This is a genomic window from Rufibacter roseus (genome assembly GCF_001647285.1).
GTDB lineage: Bacteria > Bacteroidota > Bacteroidia > Cytophagales > Hymenobacteraceae > Nibribacter > Nibribacter roseus.
In genome coordinates this window covers 470,063-492,633 of record NZ_LRML01000004.1, presented here as the reverse complement: position 1 = coordinate 492,633, position 22,571 = coordinate 470,063, and the positions used below count along the sequence as shown (strand labels likewise).

Genomic DNA, 22,571 nt, shown 5'->3' with positions numbered 1-22,571 from the left:
GCAGGCGGAACTTGCCTTACCGTTTACTTTTTAAGACCAGTAACAAAGTCGTTGAACTTCTGCTTCTGCTTCTGAAGCTCTTCGGCCGGAAGCGGGATGTAGCCCACCTCGCTACTTAGTTCACTGGCGTTGTCTAAATAGAAGTTAATGAACTTCACCACTTCTGGTCTGGCAGCTGCTTTGGAGTTCACATAGATGAACAACGGTCTGGAAAGAGGAGCATAAGTTCCATTTTTTACGGTTTCTACACTAGGCATGATAGCGCCTTTGCCGTTCGCGTCGTTTTGGTCGTCAATGGTAATAGCCTTCAATTTGTCTTTGTTCTCCAGATAATACGCGTACCCAAAGAAGCCTAAGCCGTTTTTGTCTGTTGACACGCCCTGTACCAACACGTTGTCGTCTTCAGAAGCGGTGTAGTCGCCGCGGCTGGCGTGGCTCTTGCCTACCACAGCCTCCGTAAAGTAATCATAGGTACCTGACTCAACACCGGCGCCAAACAAGTGAATTTCTTCGTTAGGCCACTCCGGGCGGATTTGGTTCCAGCGTTTGATTTTGCCTTGGGCAGCCGGTTCCCAGATTTTCTTCAACTCTTCCACTGTCATGCTGGTAGCCCAGTTGTTTTCTGGGTGTACCACCACGGTAAGCCCATCATAAGTAACAGACAGTTCAAGGTAAGAAATGTTGTTCTCCTGGGCCTGCTTTGCCTCTTCTTCTTTAATGGAGCGGGAAGAGTTGTTGATGTCTATTTCGCCGCGCACAAACTTCTTGAAGCCACCGCCGGTGCCAGATACCCCTACGGTAACTTTCACATCTGGAGCCTCGGCTCTGAATTCCTCGGCTACTGCCTCGGTAATAGGGAATACGGTAGAGGAACCATCTATCTGAATGCTTCCGGTTAAGTCGCTTCCGGTACCGCCGGATTCACTAGAATTGCCTCCGCAAGAGGCCAGAAACAAAGTGCCGCATACCAGCAACGTTGCTTTTAATTGAGTGAGAACTGAAGTGTTGGTTTTCATAATGAATTGTAATTCGCGTTGTCTATGAACATTGGGCAATTGGTGTATAGGCTGCCTGGGCCTAGGGTAATGGGTTAAATAGTAAATTTCTCTGGAGCCCTGGTTGTAATTTTATAGAGCCTGTGATTTTAGTTAAGTTAGACGTTGCTGATTACCGCTCATAATGGGGGCGCGGGCGGCCACTGGTTAAAAGTTAAACTGCGCCTGCAGCCTCAAGAGCTGGCCGTGCTGGCGGTTGTAAAGGTTTCGGCCATCTTGGGTAGTACGGTCAGAAATAGTATACTGGGCAGCCAGTTCAAACGCCGACAGCGGTTGCCATTCTAATCCTACTTCCGTTTCATACACATTGCTGTGACGGGCATCTGTTTCGGCTTTCTTTCCGCCCTCATAGTACTGTACCTTAACGAAAGGAATGAAGGTTTGGTCGGCGGCATTGATGAGATACATGGCTTGCACATAACCTCCCTCCAGCGGTTTTACTTGTATGGTATTAGTTTCAGGGTCAAATTCTGGGCCCTCGCCCACGTTGTACTCTGCCTGCAGGCCAAACGGCTGCGGGTAAAGCACAAAACTGGCGGCTACACGGCGATCAATAAAATCTCCTCCCTTTATAGTGGAGCTGCTCAATTGGTCTGAGGTTACGGTGTACAAGCCAGTATAAGCCTGTATGCCTGGCTCTATGATTTGCCCGTTCTGAAAAGCGAAGGGGTAACTTAGGCGAGCAACTACGTGCTGGTTGTTGTTTGCTTCGGGTCGGTTGGCAGTTTGCCCGTTATAGATTCCCAGGCCAAACACGCCGTAATCGCCAGAGCCTTTATAATTTCTGCTGGCCAACTCCCTAAATCTTTCTCTTATGTGAGCTGGGGCCCAGTAAAACATCAGACCTAAGTCCCGCTCGTTAGGCAGGGCGCTGTTCAACGCATCGTTTCGGTCTTGGGTCAGGCGGTTCTGGCTAGACTGCATGTTCTCAAAACCATACGGAATTTTACTTTGGCCAATCCGAAGGCGGTATTCTTTTTCTTTGTCAAGAGCTATGTCAAAGTACGCGTCGCGGAGCTGTACAAAGTGCAAAGAAGGGCTACCGGATGGAGACGAGGCCAAGTCTGGCTGAATGTACATGTACACCCTGTCATGAATGTCACCGCTGAAAACTAAACGTGCCCGCCTAATTAAAAAGCCGCCTTTGTCTCCGACAGATTTGTCATAATCAGTCTTGAGCTGCGGGTTTGTTTCCAGCAGGCGGTTGTATCTGATTTGAACGTAGCCTCTCAAAGAGATTTTGTCATACCATTTGTCTTTTGCCGGCTTAGCAGGTGCAGAAGAAGTATTCACAGTGTCGGGGACAACCACGTTTTGAGCGCTGGCAATTGGTGCATGTAACAGTACCGAGGATACTAAAACAAAGCCTATAGCCAATAGGGAGCCAGGCTTTCTTTTGTTTATGGGTGAGAACATAAGCAAAATGAAATTGAAAATTCTTTTGCGGAGCATTGAGGTAGTCAGTCTCAATGTTGCCGTTTATATGTACTAAACGTTTTGTTTAAGAAAAGAGCGGTTTTGTCTGTAGTCAGCAGGCAATTACTTTTCTATTCTAGTGCAAAAGTAGAGGGATAATATTGCCTCAATGTTATTGGTATGTTAAGTAATTGTTAAGAGGTGTGAGTGTTGTGAGATTCAAATATGTTTTACAACAGCTCTGTAGGTGCCGCAGTATAGCTGTCTTTGTGTTTTGGAGCTCTTTTTTGAAAAGTAGGCCAAAAGCGGTTTAGTTTAAGTTTTCGGATTGATAAACTCTGTGAAAGAACTTTCTTTCCGTTAACGTAAGAAAATAAATGTAAAGTTTAATGAACAAAAGAGGAAAGTAATTGTTGTGTGGGTGATAGTATTACTATTATAGATGTTTGAGTTTTATATATTTGTGGAGAAATAAACCACTACCATGAGCGCAGGAATAAGAATAGAGTTAAACCATAAGCTGTACTTGCGTGACCCAGACCAAACTGATTTGGGTAGAGCCATATTAAAAGAAAGCATTAGGCTAATTGATGAACTGGGCTTTGAGCAATTTACTTTTAAAAAGTTGGCGCAGTGCATACATTCTACCGAGGCCTCAGTTTACAGGTACTTTGAGAACAAACACAAGCTGTTGCTCTATCTAGTTTCTTGGTACTGGAACTGGTTAGACTACCGCATTTGCTACCACACCCACAACGTGGCTGATGCCGCTGAAAGGCTGAGGATTTTTATCAGAATTTTGGCGCAGTATCAAATAAAAGAGCAGCTCTCGTCTTATCTTGATATTGAAAGCCTGTCGCGCATTGTGGTAGTGGAGGCTTCAAAAGCTTACCTGACCAAAGAGGTAGACAATGACAACAACAACGGCCTTTTTCAAGATTATAAAAGCTTGTGCCATAAAATAGCTATGGTAGTACTAGAACTAAACCCAAGCTACCCGTACCCGCACGCCTTAGTCAGTACTTTGTTTGAGGCGGCACGTAAACAATGGTTCTTTTCGCAACATTTGCCATCCCTCACTGAAGTAAAAGGAACGCAACAAGGGCAAGAGAGCAACCTGGTGCAATTTCTTACTCATTTAGCATTTGATGCCATAAAAGGCACTAACTTTTCGCCTGTTAGCTAATACATACTATGGCAAAAAAGACAACGTCTAGCCCTAGCCCAATTAAACGTTTCATGGAATTGCTCGCCTCTGAAAAGAGGGTGATTGGCTACATCTACATATATGCCATCTTTTCAGGCTTGGTGAACCTGTCTCTGCCTTTGGGTATACAGAGCCTCATCGGGTTCGTGTCTGGTGGGCAGTTGGTGACCTCGGTTTCTGTATTAATAATATTTATTGTGGTGGGAGTGCTGGTGGTAGGCGGACTTCAGGTGATGCAGCTTTCATTGGTTGAAACCATACAGCAGCGTATTTTCGCTACCAAGGCATTTCAGTTTTCCACCCATCTAACGCAGATTGATGGTCGGCAACTGGCTTTCCAGAACCTGCCCGAGATGATGAACCGCTTTTTTGATGTCATATCTCTGCAAAAGGGTCTCGCTAAGTTTCTGACAGATTTTTCAGCCGCCGCCATTCAAATAGTATTTGGGTTAGTATTGCTTTCTTTTTACCACCCATATTTCATTGTCTTTGGTATTCTGCTTATCGCTATCCTGATTTTTATCATGCGTGTGACTAGCCCGCAAGGCATGCGCACCAGTCTGGAAGAGTCAAAATATAAGTACAAACTGGTGCATTGGCTTGAAGAGGTGGCCCGTAACATCACTGTATTCAAATCAGCTTCGCATGAAAAGCTGTCACTAGAGAAAACCGATTACTATACCAGCGGTTATCTGAAAGCCCGTGAGTCACATTTCAGGGTGCTCATGATGCAATACATTTCCTTTGTGGGTTTCAAGACCATCATCACGGCTAGTTTATTGCTGATGGGAAGCCTGTTGTTAGTAAACCGGGAAATAAACTTAGGTCAGTTTGTCGCCTCTGAAATCATCATCATTTTGATTATCAACGCCATTGAGAAATTGTTGGTGAAGCTAGACGTGGTGTATGATGTGCTCACTAGCCTGGAGAAGTTAGGCGGCGTAACCGACCTTCCAACCGAAGAAAGAAGAGAGCTTTCTACCGGCAACCCCACTATTGAGCAAAGTATTTCTCTGCAGATAAAGGACGTAAGATATAAGTACACGGGATCTGGCAGAGTGGCTTTAAGGGGAGTAAACTTGACCGTTGCGCCCAATGAAAAACTTTGCCTGGCTGGTGCGCAGCAGGCGGGCCGTTCCACCCTTCTGCAAATTCTCTCAGGTATTTTAACAGACTATGAGGGGGTGGTGGTGTGCAATGGCTTGTCGCTCCGTGAGTACGACCCTGAAACGCTGCATGAGCAAATTGGGCTTTACCTTTTGCCCGGAGTGGCCTTTGAGGGAACCATATTGGAGAACATTACTTTGGGGCAGCCAGATGTCTCATTAGAAGATGTGCTGTGGGCAATAGAGTGCGTTGAGCTTTCTGAATACATACAGGACTTGCCAAATGGGCTGCAGACCCAAATCAGGAGCCATGCCCTAGACATGCCGGAGGCCATTGCGCAGCGATTGGCTCTGGCTCGTAGCATTGCCAGTCGCCCCAAACTGCTTCTGCTCGATAACTTCCTGCCCGATGTAAACTCTGTTCTGCGTGAGCGGGTAGCAAAGCGGGTATTAGCTCCTGACATGCCCTGGACGGTCATTGTTATTTCCAATGAGTCAGCTGTAATGAACCAGTGCCACCGCGTGGTGCTCATGCAAAACGGACAGATTATACGAGAAGTGTCAAGTGAAGAAGCCGCCAGTGGCGAGTTGAAAAATATTCTGTAATGGCTAAGTCAAAAACGAAGTTTTTATATAAAGAGGAGTGGGAGCAATTTAACTCCTTTAAGTTGGTGAGCAAGCCCCGCATGGCCAAGAACCTGGTGTACTGGTGCGTGGCGCTATTCACCATTATATTCTTGGCTGGCTGGCTGCCTTGGACCCAAAATATCCGCTCAGCGGGTTCTGTGACTACACTGCAGGCACAAGACCGCCCCCAGACGGTGCATACCACCATTGCCGGACGTATAGAAGAGTGGCGGGTACAGGAAGGGCAGCGTGTGAAAAAAGGAGATACCATCATTGTGCTCTCTGAGATAAAGGAAAAATACTTTGACCCACAGCTGTTAGATCGTTTAGGGGAGCAGGTACAGGCAAAGGAAGGAAGCCTTGAAGCCACTCAAGATAAAGTAGCGGCTCTCAGGAATCAGATTGAGGCCCTGCAGGAAGGCTTGCAGTTGAGCTTACAGAAGGCTCGGAACAAAGTACAGCAGGCCGCCCTGAAAGTAAGAAGCGACAGTGCTGACTTAGCCGCCCTGCAGATTGAGTTTCAGATTGCGGCAGACCAGTTTGCCCGACAGGAGAAACTGTACGCCCAAGGGCTTAAATCTCTGACGGAGTTGGAGAGCCGCCGGCTCAAGTTTCAGGAAGTGCAAGCCAAGCTATTGAGTACCCAAAACAAAATGAACATCAGCCGGAATGAGCTGCAAAATGCCCGCATCGAATTAAATTCATTGCAGGCCGAGTATCAGGATAAAATTTCCAAGGCCCGTTCTGACCTGAATTCTACATTAGCCTATGTGCAGGATGCCCGCGGCGAAATCTCTAAAATGCGCAGTGAATACGCCAGCACCCAAGTCCGGAGCGGTTTCTACCAGGTTACTGCTCCGCAGGACGGATATATCGTCAGGGCGCTGAAGGCGGGTATTGGCGAAACCGTGAAAGAAGGAGAACCAATTGCCAGCATTATGCCTGCCAACCCACAGTTGGCCGTGGAGTTGTATGTAGCCCCTATGGATATGCCTTTATTGGATATAGGTCGCCCGGTGCGAATTCAATTTGAGGGCTGGCCCGCATTGGTGTTTTCAGGTTGGCCAGGTGTAGGTTTTGGAACCTTTGGAGGTAAAGTGGCGGTAATTGATAATCTTGACAGCCAAGGGATGTACCGTATTCTGGTAGTGCCTGACCCAGATGTTGCGCCATGGCCTGAAGCCATCAGGGTGGGATCGGGCGCCTATGGTTGGGTCATGCTTAACGATGTGCCTATTTGGTATGAGGTATGGCGTCAGTTAAACGCTTTCCCGCCTGATTATGTGGGATCTGCCAACGGAAGTGCATCAGGTGCAAAGCAAGAGAAAACCGAGAAAGCAGAAAAATAGCAAAGTGTTCAGGATAGTCTGCAGGTTGAAACAGTTTAAAGATAGAAGCATGAGAGGTGTTCCTTTCGTAATCTTATACCTTCTTGGCAGCCTTGTTTCTAAGGCCGTGGCTCAGGGCGTAGATAGCCTGAAGGTGTTTACGATTGACGAGTACATGATGCAGATTGCCGTGCACCACCCGGTGGCTAAGGGAGCGAATCAATTGTCTGAACAGGCACGGCAGGAGATAACCTTGGCGCGTGGGAGCTTTGACCCAGTGGCTGCTTCTAAATTTTACAAGAAGGAGTTCAAAGGCAAAGATTATTATACTCTCTGGGATAATGTGCTGAAAGTACCTCTCTGGATAGGAGAGTTGAAAGCTGGGTATGAGCGGAATGTTGGGGCTAATGTAAATGCTGAAAACATTACTCCCTCTGAAGGTTTGAACTATGTAGGTATATCAGTGCCTATAGTACAAGGCCTACTTATTGATGAACGGCGGGCAACACTTCAATTGGCCAGACAAGCGCAGGAGCTGCAGGAAGCTGAACGTGCCAAAATCATCAATAAACTTTTGTTTGACGCCGCCAAAGCCTACTGGGACTGGGCTTACAGTTACCGGCGTTGGCAACAGCTGCAGGAAAGTTACCAGCTGGCGGTTGTGCGGTGGCAGGGAATTAAAGAGCGGGTGGAACAGGGCGATTTAGCCGCCATAGATGCCGTGGAGGCCGAAACGGAGGCGCTGAATAGGTTAGCACTGTTAAAGCAGGCTCAAGTGGAAAGCAAAAATGCAGCCCTGATGGCCTCTAACTTCATGTGGGGAGAGAACAACACCCCTTTAGAAATTCCTGAATCTGTAAGACCATCATTGGAGGGCACTCAAATTGAACCTGTCACGTCAGAAGAGCTGCAGCAGCTAGTAGCCTCGGCGCAAGAAAATCATCCTGATATAGCCAAACTACAGGTAAAACTACGGCAACTTGATATTGAGCGCAGGTTTAGCCAGAACAAGTTGTTGCCAAAACTCAACCTGGAGTATAACCTCATTGGTCCAAGAGGCACCATAGGTGGACGTTGGTTAGAGGATACCTACATGACCAACAATTATAAGATGGGGGCCAGTTTTAGTTTCCCGCTGTTTCTGCGCGAAGAGCGGGCTAAGCTACAGATCACCCGCCTTAAAATAAACGCCACCAACTTCCAGATTTCCCAGACCAGCCGTGAAAATCAGAACCAGCTGCAGGCAGCCTATAATGAACGGCAGCAGCTGGAAGAGCAGATAGTTTTGCAGGAGCAAATCATTGCCAACGCCAGCAGGTTATTGGCCGGTGAGCTTCAGCGTTTTGAAATAGGGGAGAGTTCTGTGTTCCTGGTGAATACCAGAGAAGCCACTTTGCTTAACCAGCAGATAAAGCTGTATGAGCTCAGGGCTAAATATGGCAAGGCAAAATACCAGCTACAGTGGGCGGCAGGGAATTTAGCACCAGAAAGGTAGCAGCTGTTCTTTCCGGCCTGTTTTGTGAAAAATAGGCCTAAACAGAAAAATTCTCATACGCAGATTTCTTCCTGAGAACTAGTGGAAGAATCAGCTGTTCATTTAATTGAAACGCAAAGAGTGCAGTTTTGATCTTTTCTGAACGAAGTTGTCACTATGGTCAATAGAAGGGAAATGAGGTCATTTTTGAAAAACTCCCTCTGCGGTAGGGCTCTCATAATGCCTTCTAGAAATAACCCATTTCACAGAGGCTATATTTTCATTTGTGAGAGAGTCGGATAGAAACTGCCGCTGAGCATCAGTGTAAGAATCTAGGCTGAACTGCCTTTTCTCTTCCTGAAAACAAGAGGCTCCTGCTGGCTCTAGCTGCCCCGCTCTTTTTATCTCCTTCCCGGATTTTGTGGTGATCACGAGGGAGTACAGCCCTTCCACCTCTTGGTCAAAGCACATCTCAAAGGTGTTTTGGTCTACTACTTTAAAGGATATCATTTGAGTTGATTCATTGCTGCAACCAAATAACAGCAAGAGGAAGGGGAGAATCAGTTGTGTGTTTTTCATCTATTTTCAGAAAAATAGGCCTAAAAGAGCCTATTGCGCTAATTAATTGCGTCTGTTTGCTAGTTGGTAAAAGTGAGACAGCTCCTCGGGCTTTAAATACTTCTTCGGAATAATATTGGCTACCTGTGGATTATGCCACACAATAAGAAGATCCCTGCTTTCTTGAATTCTATAGACATCTTTCCATTTCACTCTGGAAGTGAATGTTTCTCCTTGCACCTGCATTTCCTGTTCAGTAAAGGTATAAGTAATAGTTTCCTGAAGAGAGGTGTTACGCAGAAAGCTTCTTTTGACAGAGTAAAAGAGGAGAAAAGGCCATGCCACCATTACTAGCCCTACCAATAGCTGTGCCCACGGAAAAGGCAGATCAGATGTTACTTCAGAAGCGTAGTGCAACGGTACCGACAGCAGCAAAAAGAACCCAAGAATGCGGGTAAACCAGATAAGGAGTTGTAAGGCTTTTGATTGCTTAGTAAACTGTATATAGTTCTTAGTACTAAGCTGGGTGTTGATGGTAAAGCCCTGCATCTTTTTTGTAATTACAACCTAATGATGAAGTGGGGAAGCGGAAAGAAATGTTCAGGTGCATGAGTAGCTATGTGCCACCTTCTCAAAGTGTGTTATTCCTTTGAAGATTCAATATTTGTGTTTATTTCCTTCAGGAAGTATTCCACCACAGATTGGGCAAAGGTAAGACCCTCTGCTTCGTTTCCTTGTTCTACCTGCTGCTTGGCATATTCCATTTTCATTTTACAGTAGCTAAGCACATGGCCAAAGTGGTCGTCTTTGGTGAAATTCTTTTTCATGCCCTGAAGTAGGTACAGAATGTCTTGGAAATTTTTAAGACCTAAGGAAGAGGCATGCTCACCTAGGTTGCCCTGCAACTCCATTCTTCTAAGGATTAACCTTAACGCCTCAATGCTTCCCTTTTTTACAGTTGCCATTATTGAAAAATCACCAAACTAAATGCTGTACAAATTAAGCAATATTGCTGGAATTAAAAGAAGAAGAAGCTTAAAAGGCTTTGAAAGGTTCCTCAATACTTTAATCTTCGCTTCTGAGATAGAGTGGGAATGGCGTTTTATGGCTGTAAGTATAATCTGCTGTTATTACTAATAAGCAGCTAGTAGCACTAAGCATTAGCCTGTAAGCCTAAGATCAAGTGTATGAAAAATATATTTATGAACCTTGAGCAAAGTTTTTGACAAAATATATAGACTTGCTCAGAATCAAAAAAGCCCTTCAGCGTGCGCTAAAGGGCTTTTAAGTGGTCGCGTAGGGAGTCGAACCCCAAACCTTCTGATTCGTAGTCAGATGCTCTATCCAGTTGAGCTACGTGACCATTGATTTAGTGATGCAAAGGTAGCAACTTACCCCATTATACGCAAGTTCTCTTCAAAAATTTTCAATAAAAATCTGCTGTTTCACGCTTTCTGCTGTAAATCAAGGCGTTTGGAGCTTGAACTTCTACTTGGTTAAGTTAAGCTGATTTGGACAAAGCCTTTTTTATGGCGCGGTTAAACAATACGTATAGTCCGCCCAGAGAAATAATGACCAAAGCACCCATGAGCAACTTGCCGCTAGTGCCGGCGTTGGGGTCTTGCAGCAGGTCCAGCAGGTCCTGCGCCTGGGTGCCGAGCCAGAAAAAGAACAAGGTGCGAGGTAACATGCCTAACATGCTGGCCACTAGAAACCGAAGGCGCGGAATCCGAACTAAAGACAGAACAAAGGTCATAAACGCGAAGGGTAGCACGGGTGAAATACGGGTCAGAATAATCAGGCTCCAGCTCTGGCTCCGGAGTTCATTGCGTATGCCTTCGGCTTTGGGAAACTGGTGCAGCAGTTTTTCCATTTTGCCCTGGTCTACGAGCCGGGCCATTTCATACCCAATAAGTGCGGCCACCCCGTAGGCAACCACCACGCCCGGAAACCCTTCCCAACCTAGGAAGAAGCCCGTAGCCAGCGCCACAAAAGTAGTAGGCGTTAGCGCGAAGGCCATGGTGAGGGAGATGAGCAGGTAGTACAGCAACATCTGCTCAGGGGTGAGGTGGTGCATGAGCTCCTGATTGCGGTACAGCCAAAGCGCCAGCGCGGAGCTTACCAGCACCGGCACCACCACTAGCAGGAAGGAATACACCAGCGTACCCGTGTTCTGTTGCAGGAGTTTTTTCCACATAAGCGTCTCAATATCGGCTGTTTTTCCCAAAGTACGGTAAAACTGGCTTTTGCGGTGAAAGAAACCCGCTAGAAACTTGCCGCCAATTTGGCTAACTTGCAACGCACACACCGTATAAGGAACTATGAAATTCGGAACCAAAACCATACACGCAGGGGTAGAGCCAGACCCTACCACAGGGGCCATCATGACGCCCATTTACCAAACCAGCACCTACGTGCAGCGCTCGCCCGGCGACCACAAAGGCTATGAGTACAGCCGTACTCACAACCCCACCCGCACCGCGCTGCAAAATGCTATTGCGGCCTTGGAGAACGGAAACCATGGTCTGTGCTTCGCCTCAGGCATGGCCGCTACAGACTGCATCATCAAAACTTTGAAGCCCGGCGATGAGGTGATCTCCACCAATGATTTGTACGGTGGCACCTATCGCATCTTTACCAAAGTGTTTGAAGGCTACGGTATCAGGTTCAAGTTTGTGAGTATGGCCGATATCAGCAGCATTGAGCAGTATATTACTGAGAACACTAAAATGGTATGGGTTGAAACGCCTACCAACCCGCTGCTGAACGTGATTGACATTAAAGGAGCATCAGATATTTGTAAGAAGCATAACCTGACGCTGGTGGTAGACAATACCTTCAGCACTCCTTATTTACAGACGCCCCTAGATTTAGGGGCTGATATTGTCATGCACTCCCTCACCAAATACATGGCTGGTCACTCAGACGTGGTGATGGGCGCTATTGTGGTGAAAGATGCTGAACTGGCTGAAAAGCTGGCTTTCCTGCAGAACGCTTGCGGCGGAACACCTGGCCCACAAGATTGCTTCCTGGTACTGCGCGGCCTCAAAACCCTGCACATTAGAATGCAGCGCCACTGTGAGAACGGCCGCAAAATTGCCGAGTACCTAAAAGGCCACCCTAAAGTGGAGAAGGTATTCTGGCCAGGCTTCGAGAGTCATCCTAACCACCAGATAGCCAAAAGTCAGATGCGTGATTTTGGTGGAATGATTTCCTTTGTGCTGAAGGGAGACAAGCAGGAAGATGCCATTCAGGTGCTGGAGAAACTGCATTATTTTTCCCTGGCAGAGTCACTGGGCGGCGTAGAATCTCTCTGCGGCCACCCTGCCACCATGACCCACGCCAGCATCCCGCAGGTTGAACGTCTCAAAGGTGGTCTGTCTGATTCACTGATTCGCCTGAGTGTAGGTATTGAAGATGTGGAAGACCTGATTGCTGACCTGGAGCAAGCGATAGGGTAGAGGTTAAGGAGTGAATGAGTGATTGGGAGAATGAGTGAATAAAGATGGGGAGAAGTCATTCACTCCTTCAATCAATCAAACAATCCCTCCCTCACTTATTATAGATTTCAGAAGCCTGTCTGGTGTTGTGCCGGGCAGGCTTTTGCGTTTTAGAGCTAATTTCTGAAAAACTGGCCGAAAACAGTGTTTAACGATGCGTGTGAGACAAGGCAGTGCCTAGTCTCTACTGAGAGGTAATTTTCCATCCTGCTGGTTTTTCAAAACAATTAACAATAAGCAACCAACAATCAATCAGGTAACCTTTAAAAATACCACTGCGTTTTTAAGATGAATGATAAACCGAGGGGTTGACAAGTAAAAATACAATTGGTAAATTCAAGGTGAAGAATTAAGAAAGGAGCGTGTTCTATGGTGTTAGCCAATTGCCGTGCCCAGTTTACCGCCGCCGACTTTGACTTTGTGGCGCGGGTATTAGCCCGAAAGGGAGTAAGACACATCAGTATGGTGGAGCTGCTCAGCGACCCTGAGTGCCGCGACGAAATGTTAGACAATTTATCCGTGTCCCATGCGCTGTTTTCGGGCGAGGGCCGGTTGGAAGTGTCGCAACAGCTGTACTTTTATGTGGTGGCGCGTACGGTGCTTCGTCGGCAGGGCATAGAAGATCGCGAATTGGCCGATTACATTGGTGCTCTCCTGACGAAGTTTTCTGAAACCCAGAAGCTGCATTCTCCGCACGATAAATTGCCGCACCAGTTTTCTTACATCGCAGATATGCTGGACTCTCTGGCCACTGCCTCTACCGCTGAGTCTTTCCTGATCAGAGCGCACATTGGCAACTATGCATTGTTTCTGTCAGGCATGTTCCACGCTTGGGTAGAGCGCCGGCAGCAGCGGGGCGCCCCAGACTTCTCTTTTTATGAAGACATTGGTCGTACCAGCTTCCGAAGGGCCGCCCAAGACAAAATTGCCTACCAGCTAGATTTGGCTCAGGTGTACCATCAGTTAGCAGATGTATTCCGACACGCTCGTCTGGCACTAAATGAACTCGCACAAAAAGTCTGGAACCCAGATACTGAGCCGCCGCTGGCAATGTAATTAATAAATATGAGAGCATTCCTGATACTCCCCCTTTGAAGGGGGCGAAGGGGGATGTTTACACAGGAGTGTCCACGCATTCCTGATCTTACCCTTTTGCGGTCATCCCGAGCATCGCCGAGGGATCTAACGAAGACGCATTTCTTTAACCAATATTATCACTCCTGCCACCACTTTACCCCCAGCCGTTGTTGCGTGTTCTCACGGACAACCTAAACAGCTTTTGCTCCCACTGCCTTTCTTGCTAAACCTCTAGCTGCGTCTCTTTCCCTGCTTAGGTCTGTCACTTTTCTCCTTGATGAGAAAAGTAACCAAAAGAATCAAGAAGCCCCTGACTCGCTGCCGCTCAGACAGGAGGGGCTTCAGTAAATTTACCACCTGGCCAGCGTGCGCTGTTCCATAGCTGCAGTGGCTACTGCTAAATTGAACCTGCGTCTCGTGCTCCCGCTAAGCGCCTGCGTGCCCTTGGCACTGCGTTGCCCGCTCCCGCGGGAAAGGATAAGGAGGGTGTGGGCTTGGATTATTTTTTGACTCAGGACTCGCGACTCAAGACTCAGGACTCGTTCAGGAGGGGCAGGTTGATTATTATCATAGACCATAAATCATGATGCCCAAGTAAATGACATGGGCATCAAAACAATCTCAACCTGACGCAATTTTTGCTATCTTTCTGTAAAAATCCACCTGTTGAATTAATTCTACCACTAAATCAATCATGAGAAAAATATTGACTTTACTGTCGCTTTGCTTATTCCTTCAGTTGGCAGTTGTGGCACAAACCAAAGAAGAAAACCAGGTAGCTGCCGCGGTAGAGCAATTGAAGCAGGCCCTGATCAGCGGTGACCGCCAAGCATTGGAAAGTATTGTAGCAGAAGGTTTAAGCTATGGGCACTCCAGCGGAAAGGTGGAAGACAAGGCTACTTTCGTAGAGACCTTAGTGACTGGCAAGTCTGATTTCGTGACCATTGATTTAGAAAACCAAATTGTACAGGTAAGCGGAAATACAGCTCTAGTTCGGCACAACTTAACTGCCACCACCAACGACAGCGGTAAACCAGGGTCTGTAAAATTAGGCGTGCTTTTGGTGTGGCAAAAGCAGAACGGTAAGTGGAAATTGTTGGCTCGTCAGGCTTATAAGATTTGATAGAGGAGGGTGTTTAAATGCCAATTACTCTAATGAAAAGAGGTGCAGTAGTTTTTCTGTTCTTGGCAATCGTCCTTACTGTTTTAACGCTTGCTGTTTCCAGCGATTTTGATATTGCTGTGTCTGTTATTCCTGGTTGGCATACTACTATTCTACCGCCATATTTTTTAGTAGGCGGCGTTGCTCTCTTATGGTTGTACCTTCTGGCAGGTGCCTATTTTATTTTAGGTAAAAAGCGGGTAAGAATAAAAAAGCGATTCATGATGGCAAACTTGATGCTATCCTTGCCGTTGCTATATATTGCTCATGTTCAGCCCATCCTGTTTCCTCTGGATTTTTCCTTATTGGCAGGTATTTATTTAGAAACCATTGTGCTTTTCTTTATTGGTCAGTTTGTGTTCCTGTGGGGAGTTATAAAAGCCCTTCTACCGGAAAAGAGTTAAAAATTGTTTCCCTTGTAAAGGTCGAAAACGCAGCTCGATTAGAGCTGGCGTTTTCGGCTTACTTTTTGAAAAACAGGGCTAAAACAGCGATGCCATATTTAATTAGAGGCTGCTCAACGTGAACGATAGCTCTTGCACATCTCTAGAATTAGGGCCTACCATCACCTTGAAATCACCGGGTTCAGCGCCGAAGGTCATGTCTTGACGCCAGAAGGCCAGGTCTTCTTTGGTGAGGGTGAAGGTAATGGTTTTCTTCTCGCCAGGGGCGAAGGCAAGTTTCTGGAACTTCTTCAGTTGCTTGACAGGGCGGGCGGTGCTGCCTACCAAGTCCCGGATATAAAGCTGCACCACTTCCTCGCCGACTACTTTTCCGGTGTTGGTCACGTCTACGGTTACTACCAAAGGCTCATTGCCCGAGATGCTGCTTTTGTTCAGCTTTGGTGTACCGTAATTAAAGGTAGTATAGCTTAAGCCGTATCCAAACGGGTACAAGGGCGTGTTAGGCACATCGCGGTAACGTGATTTATACACCCGCTCACTGCCGGGCTCCATGTGGTCGCCATCGTACATGCGGCCGGTGTTTTTATAGTTGTAATACAGCGGTAACTGACCCACATGGCGCGGGAAAGAAAGTGGCAATTTCCCGGAAGGATTATACTCCCCGAACAGCACACTTCCAGCGGCATTTCCGGCCTCTGAGCCCAACGACCAGGTAGCCAAAATAGCGGGAATGTTTTGGTCTAGCCAGGTTAGTTCCAGGGCACGGCCACTGCTTACCAGCGCAACAATTGGTTTACCGGTCTTATGAATGGCCTTCACCAGGTCCAGCTGTACACCGGGCAAACCAATGTCAGCGCGCGAGGCTCCCTCTCCATTCATCACGGCACTTTCTCCAATGGCCATTACCACCACATCGGCTTTACGGGCGGCGGCAACAGCCTCGTCAAATAACGCAGTGGAGTTGCTATAAAGCTCACAGCCCTGGGCATAAGTTACCGTGGCTCCTTTAGCGTATTTTCTGATGCCTTCCAGGAAAGACACAGGGTGTTGCTCTTCCCCGAAGAAAGACCAGGTACCGTTCATATCTGCTTTGTTGTTGGCCAACGGACCAATAACGGCAATGCGTTTAGTGGCTTGGGTGAGCGGCAATACATTGCCTTGGTTTTTAAGCAGCACAATAGATTTCTTGGCCATGTCAAACGCCACGGCCAAATTCTCTTTCGAACGGATTTCTTGTTTTTCGCGGGTAGTGCTGGAATATAGAGTAGGGTTGTCAAACAGGCCCAATTTGAATTTAAGCCAAAGCACGCGTCGTACGGCATCATCTACTACCTTCTGGTCTAGCTGTCCGTTTTTAACTAACCCAGGTATAAAGTTGAGGTAAGCTTCTCCCATCATGTCTACATCGGTTCCGGCTTTCAGGGCCAGGGCAGCGGAGTGGGCATTATCTTTGGCGAAGCCGTGATTCACCATTTCAGTGATGTTTTGCCAATCAGAAATTACCAGCCCGTTATACCCCCATTCTTTCCGGAGGATGTCCTGGAGAACAAAGGTGTTGGCTGTGGCGGGTACACCGTTCAATTCATTGAACGACGTCATCAAAGAGGCTGAGCCAGCATCAATAGCCGCTTTAAACGGCGGCAGGTACACGTCGCGGAGCAGGTATTCTGACATGTCGGTGGTGTTGTAATCACGGCCGGCCTCAGCGGCACCATAGGCTACAAAGTGCTTTACACAGGCGGCAATGGTACGCGGGTCAGAGAGGTCTTTTCCCTGAAAACCTACCACACGGGCTGCGGCAATAAGCGAACCCAAATATGGGTCTTCTCCGGCACCCTCGGCAGTGCGGCCCCAGCGGGAGTCGCGGGTAATGTCTACCATAGGGGCGAAGGTGAGGTTGATGCCAGTGGCGCTGGACTCAATGGCCGCCACACGGGCGCCGTTTTCGATGGCCTCTAAATCCCAGCTGGCAGCCTCGCCCAACGGAATCGGGAACACGGTTTTAAACCCGTGAATCACATCGGCTCCAATAATGAGCGGAATGCCCAGCCTTGATTCTTCAACTGCAATTTTCTGCAGTTTCCCAATGTACTCAGCACCATGAATGTTAAATATGCCGGTGATGGTTCCTTTTTTAATGGCTTCATTGAATCGGTCAGACTCAGCGGTACGCACAGTGGGGCCGGTGTTGAACAAATCGCCTACCACAAAGTTGAGCTGGCCTGCTTTTTCTTCCTGCGTCATTTTGGCCAGCAGGTCTTCTATGCGTTTCTCAATAGGGCTTAGCTGCTGCTGAGCGGTGGTAGCAGGGGTAGATGGTGTGGCCGTGGAAGGGGGCGTTGAAGTAGAAGTGCAGGAGAAGGCAGCCAATGCCAGCACCACTACTTTTGAGATTATCTTTTTCATAGTGTTCTAGTTAGGTCTTGAAATGAGGGTGTCTGTCCTGCTCTGGTTAGAGCAGGTTAGCTGAAATTTTAGAAAGTGAAAAGGTTATAGATTGAAGTTCTGAACCAGCAGTCTTTTTACCAGCAGGTTGTTTTCTGTTTGAATGCGGCAGAAATAAAGTCCATCGGCCAGAGGAGTGGGTAGTCTGACCTCGGCAACAGTTTTTAGGGCAAATTCCATTGAAATCTGCAGGGGGACTTCCTGGCCATTGACTCCGTACAGCCGGATAGATTTGACCTTAACTCCGGACGGAAGTGCAAGGGAAAACTCTTGCTGCACCGGGTTTGGCGACAAGACTATCTGTTGCGCCAGCCATTCTTCTGAGCCACCGGTCATCACCCCACCCACTGTGCCAATGTTAGAAAAGCTGGCGGTGCCGTTGGAATTGTAAGCCTGCACCTTATAAAAACTCTCACGGGTGCCGGCGGGGTCGGTGAAGGAGGTGTTGTTGGCTGACAAGCTGGCAATCTCAGAGTAATTGCTGTAGGGCTGGGTGCTCCTGTACACTTTAAACCCTTGCTCATTGGCAGCGTTGTCTCTCCAGGAAAGTGTAACGCCAGAAGCCGCCATGGCGGCGGCTACGTGCGATGCTCTGTTAGGAGTGGTGGGCAGAGCAGGCAATACACTGAAATGGTCTACCCAGATAGAGTCTTGGCCTGAGCTTCCCAAAAACCCATAGTTCACGAGCAGCCTTATTTTGCTGATGTTAGCGGGGTCTACCTGACCAGAGCCGCTGCCAAACAGATTCTGGTAGTTGAAATGGTAGGTGTAGTACTCGCCGTCGTCAATTAAAGGACTGAGGTTAAATACCTGATTGCTGCCGGTCACCTTGCCGGCGGCATCAAGTAAATCGAGCCGGAGCGAAACCGTTCGGCTCTTGTTTAGGGTTTTCACGGAAGTGGTGAAGACGGGGTATCCAGTCATGTCCAGCGGGCTCTCCAGCTCATACAGTATGTGTGGTAAACTGGAGGGCGACGTCACATGAAAGTTCACTTTGAGGGCGTCTTGGTGCTGGCTCATTTCAAACGTACCTGCGTTAGGCGTGAGCTGTGATGCAGGGAAGGGGTTGAATCCTTCAATCAGAAAGGAGCTGCCGCTGGGCAGCATTTTGGTTTTTACCTCTAGGATTTTGGTGAAGGTTTGCCCGTTATGTTGCATCTGTACCTTTACCTGACCAGACTTCTTACCCCAATTCACCACAATCTCCGGCGAGTTATTGCCCGACACAATGGTAGCCCCAGATGGTAAAGTCCAGGTGTAGGTGGCATTTGCCAAGCGGCTGGCTTTGAATGTAACGTTTTGGGCTGAAGGGTTCACAAATTGAGGACCCGAAAGATGTAGCTCCTTGAACTGCTGGTACACCCGCACATAATCTACCTCCATACGGGTACTGGTCAAGTTAGGATCAACACCATTTTTTTGGCCGTTCGTTTCTAAACTTGGTTCGCTGCCCATGTTACCGCCTACCGCAATGTTCATGATGAGGAACTGCGCTTTGTCAAACGGCCAGGTTCGGGCATCTTTCACGGTTGGAGCATAGGTATAGTATAGGGTATTGTCTACATAGAACTTAATGTCGTGCTCAGACCATTCAGCGGCATAAATATGGAAAGCGGTGGTGGCATCGGGTACGGTAGTGGACCCTATGTTTTGCGTATTTCCGTAGCTGGAAGGAGTGTGCAAGGCAGCTTGAACTTTGCCTGGAAGCCGGTCAATGTATTCCATCACGTCTATTTCGCCACAGGCTGGCCAGCCTACCGTTGAAATGTTAGAGCCCAAGAGCCAGAGCGCAGGCCAGGTACCAACCCCTGGTGCTAGCTTCGCCCGCCATTCCACGCGGCCATAGGTAAAATCAAACTTACCTTGGGTTTTAACACGGCCTGAGGTCCAGTTGCCATTTTGCTTAATTGCTTCTATAATCAACTTTCCGCCTGTCTGCCGTACATTGGCCAGTTGGTTCGTGTAGCTCTGGAGCTCTCTGTTGCCCCAGCCATTGTTGCCGTTGCCCAGGTCAAAGTTCCACCAGGTAGAGTTGATGGCACCTTCTTCCTCAAATTCATCGCTCCAGACTAATTCGTTGTAAGCTCCGTTCTGAGCCACCCCACCCAATGGGCAAAGCAAGCCCAGGCAGAGCACCAGATATATAATTCTGCTCATTTTAGGTAAGTTTTAAGAAAAGTAAGCCAGAAACGGGTTGCTTCTGGCTTACAGGAAAAGTTAAGGCATCAACCGGAAATCATCTAAGTAGAAGATGCCAGGATTAAAGTGCGCCTCGCCGCCAATCTGCACCACTACACGGTCAAAGTCAGTGCGCTGGTCAAAGTTGCTGAAGTCAAAGGTGAGTTCAACCCATTCGCCTAGCTGTGTTACCTGCTGTACTATTTCAGCTTGTGTCTGCCAGGCATTGCCTCCCATTTTAGAGTCCTGCAGCTTCACTGCCACCTGTTTAGCCAGATTCTTGGTCACTGCCCAGTCTTCTCCATTTTGAGTAACGTAGTCATTGAAGGAAGGCAGAAGTACCTTCAGTTTGAAGACCTTCCGGTTGGTAAGATCCATGCGGTAGGGTAGGTCAATGAATATGTTGGCAAACTCATTGGCCTGACCGGCTTCTTTTACATAGCGTGCTACTTTTTCAGATGTGTTTATGCCAAACTGAGCCGGATTGTCAAAGTTGTCGTTGAATACTACGTGGTCAATACCCCAGGTAATGTTGCCCGGCTGGTCAAAGTTGTCGAAGAGGTCTTCAACTTTCAGTGGCTTTTCTACCACTGGTGGGGAGTAGCCTTTTGGAACCAGCACGTAATTACGCACACCAGCACCACCACAACAGGCTTTTCTGATATGCAGACGGTTTTCAGACAGTTCCATGACTTCATACACGCCTTCGTTATCGTCCCAGGCAATGGTTTCGCCGTTGCTAACCGAGAGCATGGTTTTGCCATTTTCTTCGTACAGGTTCCAGGTGCTGGCTACCGGAGTGGCAGGCTGTGGCACACAAACGTTTTCTACGCCGTTGTCAATGCCCCACATGGCGCCTTTGCTCTTGTTCTCAAACTTGAAGCCGCTAAGGGAGAAGGTATATTCATCATCTTGCATGCAGGGGTTCTGCTGGTCTAAGGTTTGGCTCCACCAGTTATTGCCACCAGCGGCTACTTCACCTCCAAAGTTCATTGGGCCAACCGGGTCTAATACCCAAGTTTTACCTTCCAGTTGATCAGCCCCACCAGTCAGGAAATTGTAATCTTCCCGATCTAACATGGTTGGGTTGGTTTGGGCAATGTTGATGGTTTGTGTGTTAGAGGCCGAACCGTCTTTTGTGTAGATGGTCAGTTTTACCGTATAGTCACCGGCCAACGGATAAGCACCTGTTACTTCCTTACCTTCTGCCGTGGTGCCATTACCAAAATCCCAAAGGAATTTAAAACCAGGGGCGGTGCTGGTGAAACGAACCAAGTTTGGGTTTGTGGCATCATAGGTGTGTGTAAAAGTAACCAGATCAGAGGTAGGCATTGGGCCCAGTTCCGGATCTTCTACTTCACAGGCGGTCCAGGCAAAGGAAGCCAGCAGAAGCAGGGTTAGAAACGATATATATTTTCTCATGGGTTCAAACATTTTATGGTGCATGATTAATAGCCAGTGTTTGGTTTCAGTGTTCCTGCTGAAAGGTCAATCTCACTCTGCGGAATTGGCAGGAACCCTTTTCTGGCGGTGTTAAACTGAATGTTAAAGTCAGACACGGCGCCCTCGAAATTGTCAGGTAGGGTGGTGTAGGTAACAGAGATAGCGTCATCGGCTACGTTAAGTCCGCGGCGCAACAAATCCCAATAGCGGTGGCCTTCCAGGGCCAGTTCTACCCTGCGTTCTTTGTAAACGTTATCCAAGGTGGCTGGTACCGGACCTAACCCTACTCTGGCGCGCACTCTGGTCAGCGGTGCCTGGGCGTCTCCTGAACCAGTCATCAATCTTAGTTCAGCGGCCATTAATAACACATCAGAGAAGCGGATGGAGCGGTAGTTGTTGCCCCAGTTCAATTCCAACTGCCCCCCCGAAGGAGCATACTCTTTAGCTGTTGTGTACTTCTGGCTGAAATAACCAGTATGTTGATACCCGATGTTCAGGTTGTCTTTGCCGCCTACCAACTCTGTCTCGGCCAAAATGGTGGCGTCACGTCTTGGGTCGTTGGCTTCAAAAGCATCATACAGCTCTTGGGTAGGAGTAGCGGTACTCCAGCCTGCCAGGTAGTTTTCAATGGCGGTGTTTTTAATACGAGGTCCCTGCTGCTGTGGCTGGGTGTTGCCCTCGCCGCCTTGCACGTAGCCCCAATCCCACCATGGGTTTTCGTCTGAGTAAGAAATTTCCCAAACCGATTCTATGCTGAACTCATTTGCTCTCTTGAAATTATCAGCGTAGTTGGGCAACAGGTCATGGCCACTTTCCGAGATGATATCATTTACATGCTGCAATGCTACCTGGGCAGTGACGCTGGTGCCACCAGCTTGCAGTTCTTGGTTGTACACGCCCTTGTAGAACAAATAAGCTCTTGCTAACAAGGCTTTGGCAGCCCATTTAGTGACACGGCCTTGGCTCTGGCGAAGCGTTGACTCTGGTAAGTCTTCCATGGCCTCTGTCAAATCCAGTGCTATCTGATCATACACAGCCTTAGGAGTTGCTTGCGGCTGGTTGTACTCGCTTGGTGCCTGAGGTGCCAAAATGAGCGGAACGTTTTCAAAAAGCCTTACCAGGTCAAGGTAGAAATGCGCGCGCAAGAATTTAGCTTCAGCAATCAGCCTGGTTTTAAAATCCTCCGGGGCATCAATGCCTTCAATACGCTGAAGAAGTGTGTTGGCTCTGGCAATTCCGATATAATGTTTCCTCCACAGTCCAAACACCTCACCATTAGTAGTCAGGATATTGTGACGATCCATTTGCAGCAGGTTGGGTTCAGAACTAGGCTGGCCAGCTGAATAGGCATCATCAGACATGATATCAGTGATCATGGGAGTAGGGTGGAAACCTGATAGGGTATTCCACTGAAGTACATCATACACTCCCACCAATCCTTCCATGGCATCAGATTGGGTTTTGTAGAAGTTGTCCTCGGTTCGGGTATCTAGCGGCGAAAGGTCCAGGAAGTCATCGCAGCTGGTAGAAGCTACCGCCAGAAAGCCGGACAGTAGCAGAATAGAAGTCTTTTTAGCTATATTTTTCATGT

The 22,571-nt window shown here is 47.9% G+C and carries 18 protein-coding genes and 1 tRNA gene; 8 read left to right on the top strand and 11 right to left on the bottom strand.

The genetic code is table 11. The annotated features are described in order from the left end of the window. Positions 1-23 precede the first annotated feature (23 nt). The gene (locus A8O23_RS08405; RefSeq protein WP_066619446.1) at positions 24-1,016 is read right to left on the bottom strand and encodes a PstS family phosphate ABC transporter substrate-binding protein; all 993 of its coding nucleotides are present in this window, start codon (positions 1,014-1,016) and stop codon (positions 24-26) included. A gap of 186 nt (positions 1,017-1,202) precedes the next feature. Beyond that, entirely contained in the window at positions 1,203-2,471 is a 1,269-nt protein-coding gene (locus tag A8O23_RS08400) for a porin (protein WP_066619581.1), read from the bottom strand. 484 nt (positions 2,472-2,955) lie between these two features. Between A8O23_RS08400 and A8O23_RS08395 the strand changes: the two genes are divergently transcribed. Genes A8O23_RS08395 through A8O23_RS08380 form a run of 4 tightly spaced genes read left to right on the top strand, consistent with a single transcriptional unit; the run spans position 2,956 to position 8,234 of the window. Next, positions 2,956-3,657 carry a TetR/AcrR family transcriptional regulator gene (locus tag A8O23_RS08395; RefSeq protein ID WP_066619438.1) on the top strand — a complete coding sequence of 234 codons (702 nt, stop codon included), beginning with the start codon at positions 2,956-2,958 and terminating at the stop codon, positions 3,655-3,657. Between the two features lie 8 nt (positions 3,658-3,665). Next, complete coding sequence (locus A8O23_RS08390; RefSeq protein WP_066619435.1) at positions 3,666-5,390, top strand: peptidase domain-containing ABC transporter; 1,725 nt, start codon at positions 3,666-3,668, stop codon at positions 5,388-5,390. Next, on the top strand, positions 5,390-6,760 hold the full coding sequence (locus A8O23_RS08385; protein WP_066619423.1) for an HlyD family secretion protein: 1,371 nt from the start codon (positions 5,390-5,392) through the stop codon (positions 6,758-6,760). The genes A8O23_RS08390 and A8O23_RS08385 overlap by 1 nt, the downstream gene beginning before the upstream one ends. Positions 6,761-6,809: 49 nt before the next feature. Beyond that, positions 6,810-8,234, top strand: a complete 1,425-nt coding sequence (locus A8O23_RS08380) for a TolC family protein (RefSeq protein WP_066619412.1) — start codon at positions 6,810-6,812, stop codon at positions 8,232-8,234. 180 nt (positions 8,235-8,414) lie between these two features. On the opposite strand, the gene A8O23_RS08375 is transcribed toward A8O23_RS08380, so the two are convergent. The 5 genes from A8O23_RS08375 to A8O23_RS08355 form a co-directional block, all read right to left on the bottom strand. Then, the gene (locus A8O23_RS08375) at positions 8,415-8,723 is read right to left on the bottom strand and encodes a hypothetical protein (protein ID WP_161486710.1); all 309 of its coding nucleotides are present in this window, start codon (positions 8,721-8,723) and stop codon (positions 8,415-8,417) included. 111 nt (positions 8,724-8,834) lie between these two features. Then, complete coding sequence (locus tag A8O23_RS08370; protein ID WP_066619407.1) at positions 8,835-9,320, bottom strand: YcxB family protein; 486 nt, start codon at positions 9,318-9,320, stop codon at positions 8,835-8,837. Positions 9,321-9,412: 92 nt separating this feature from the next. After that, positions 9,413-9,736 carry a hypothetical protein gene (locus tag A8O23_RS08365; RefSeq protein ID WP_066619404.1) on the bottom strand — a complete coding sequence of 108 codons (324 nt, stop codon included), beginning with the start codon at positions 9,734-9,736 and terminating at the stop codon, positions 9,413-9,415. Positions 9,737-10,060: 324 nt separating this feature from the next. Beyond that, positions 10,061-10,134 (bottom strand) — tRNA-Arg (locus A8O23_RS08360). 138 nt (positions 10,135-10,272) lie between these two features. Further along, positions 10,273-11,115, bottom strand: a complete 843-nt coding sequence (locus tag A8O23_RS08355; RefSeq protein ID WP_239693368.1) for a TVP38/TMEM64 family protein — start codon at positions 11,113-11,115, stop codon at positions 10,273-10,275. Here A8O23_RS08355 and A8O23_RS08350 point away from each other — a divergent pair. From A8O23_RS08350 to A8O23_RS08330, 4 genes are all read left to right on the top strand, one after another. Then, entirely contained in the window at positions 11,093-12,232 is a 1,140-nt protein-coding gene (locus A8O23_RS08350) for a cystathionine gamma-synthase (protein ID WP_066619402.1), read from the top strand. The genes A8O23_RS08355 and A8O23_RS08350 overlap by 23 nt on opposite strands. 408 nt (positions 12,233-12,640) lie before the next feature. Continuing rightward, positions 12,641-13,327, top strand: coding sequence for a hypothetical protein (locus A8O23_RS08345; RefSeq protein ID WP_066619395.1), 687 nt, complete (start codon positions 12,641-12,643; stop codon positions 13,325-13,327). A gap of 715 nt (positions 13,328-14,042) precedes the next feature. After that, the gene (locus tag A8O23_RS08335) at positions 14,043-14,471 is read left to right on the top strand and encodes a nuclear transport factor 2 family protein (RefSeq protein ID WP_066619388.1); all 429 of its coding nucleotides are present in this window, start codon (positions 14,043-14,045) and stop codon (positions 14,469-14,471) included. 32 nt (positions 14,472-14,503) lie between these two features. Beyond that, on the top strand, positions 14,504-14,914 hold the full coding sequence (locus A8O23_RS08330) for a hypothetical protein (RefSeq protein ID WP_153042120.1): 411 nt from the start codon (positions 14,504-14,506) through the stop codon (positions 14,912-14,914). A gap of 102 nt (positions 14,915-15,016) precedes the next feature. On the opposite strand, the gene bglX is transcribed toward A8O23_RS08330, so the two are convergent. The 4 genes from bglX to A8O23_RS08310 all read right to left on the bottom strand — a co-directional run bounded on the left by bglX (position 15,017) and on the right by A8O23_RS08310 (position 22,569). Beyond that, the gene (gene bglX, locus A8O23_RS08325) at positions 15,017-17,320 is read right to left on the bottom strand and encodes a beta-glucosidase BglX (protein WP_066619382.1); all 2,304 of its coding nucleotides are present in this window, start codon (positions 17,318-17,320) and stop codon (positions 15,017-15,019) included. An 84-nt stretch (positions 17,321-17,404) separates the two neighbouring features. After that, positions 17,405-19,516, bottom strand: a complete 2,112-nt coding sequence (locus A8O23_RS08320; RefSeq protein WP_066619379.1) for a family 16 glycosylhydrolase — start codon at positions 19,514-19,516, stop codon at positions 17,405-17,407. A gap of 60 nt (positions 19,517-19,576) precedes the next feature. Continuing rightward, entirely contained in the window at positions 19,577-20,959 is a 1,383-nt protein-coding gene (locus A8O23_RS08315; protein ID WP_161486709.1) for a PKD domain-containing protein, read from the bottom strand. 26 nt (positions 20,960-20,985) lie between these two features. Next, positions 20,986-22,569 carry a RagB/SusD family nutrient uptake outer membrane protein gene (locus A8O23_RS08310; RefSeq protein WP_161486708.1) on the bottom strand — a complete coding sequence of 528 codons (1,584 nt, stop codon included), beginning with the start codon at positions 22,567-22,569 and terminating at the stop codon, positions 20,986-20,988. Between the last annotated feature and the right edge of the window lie 2 nt (positions 22,570-22,571).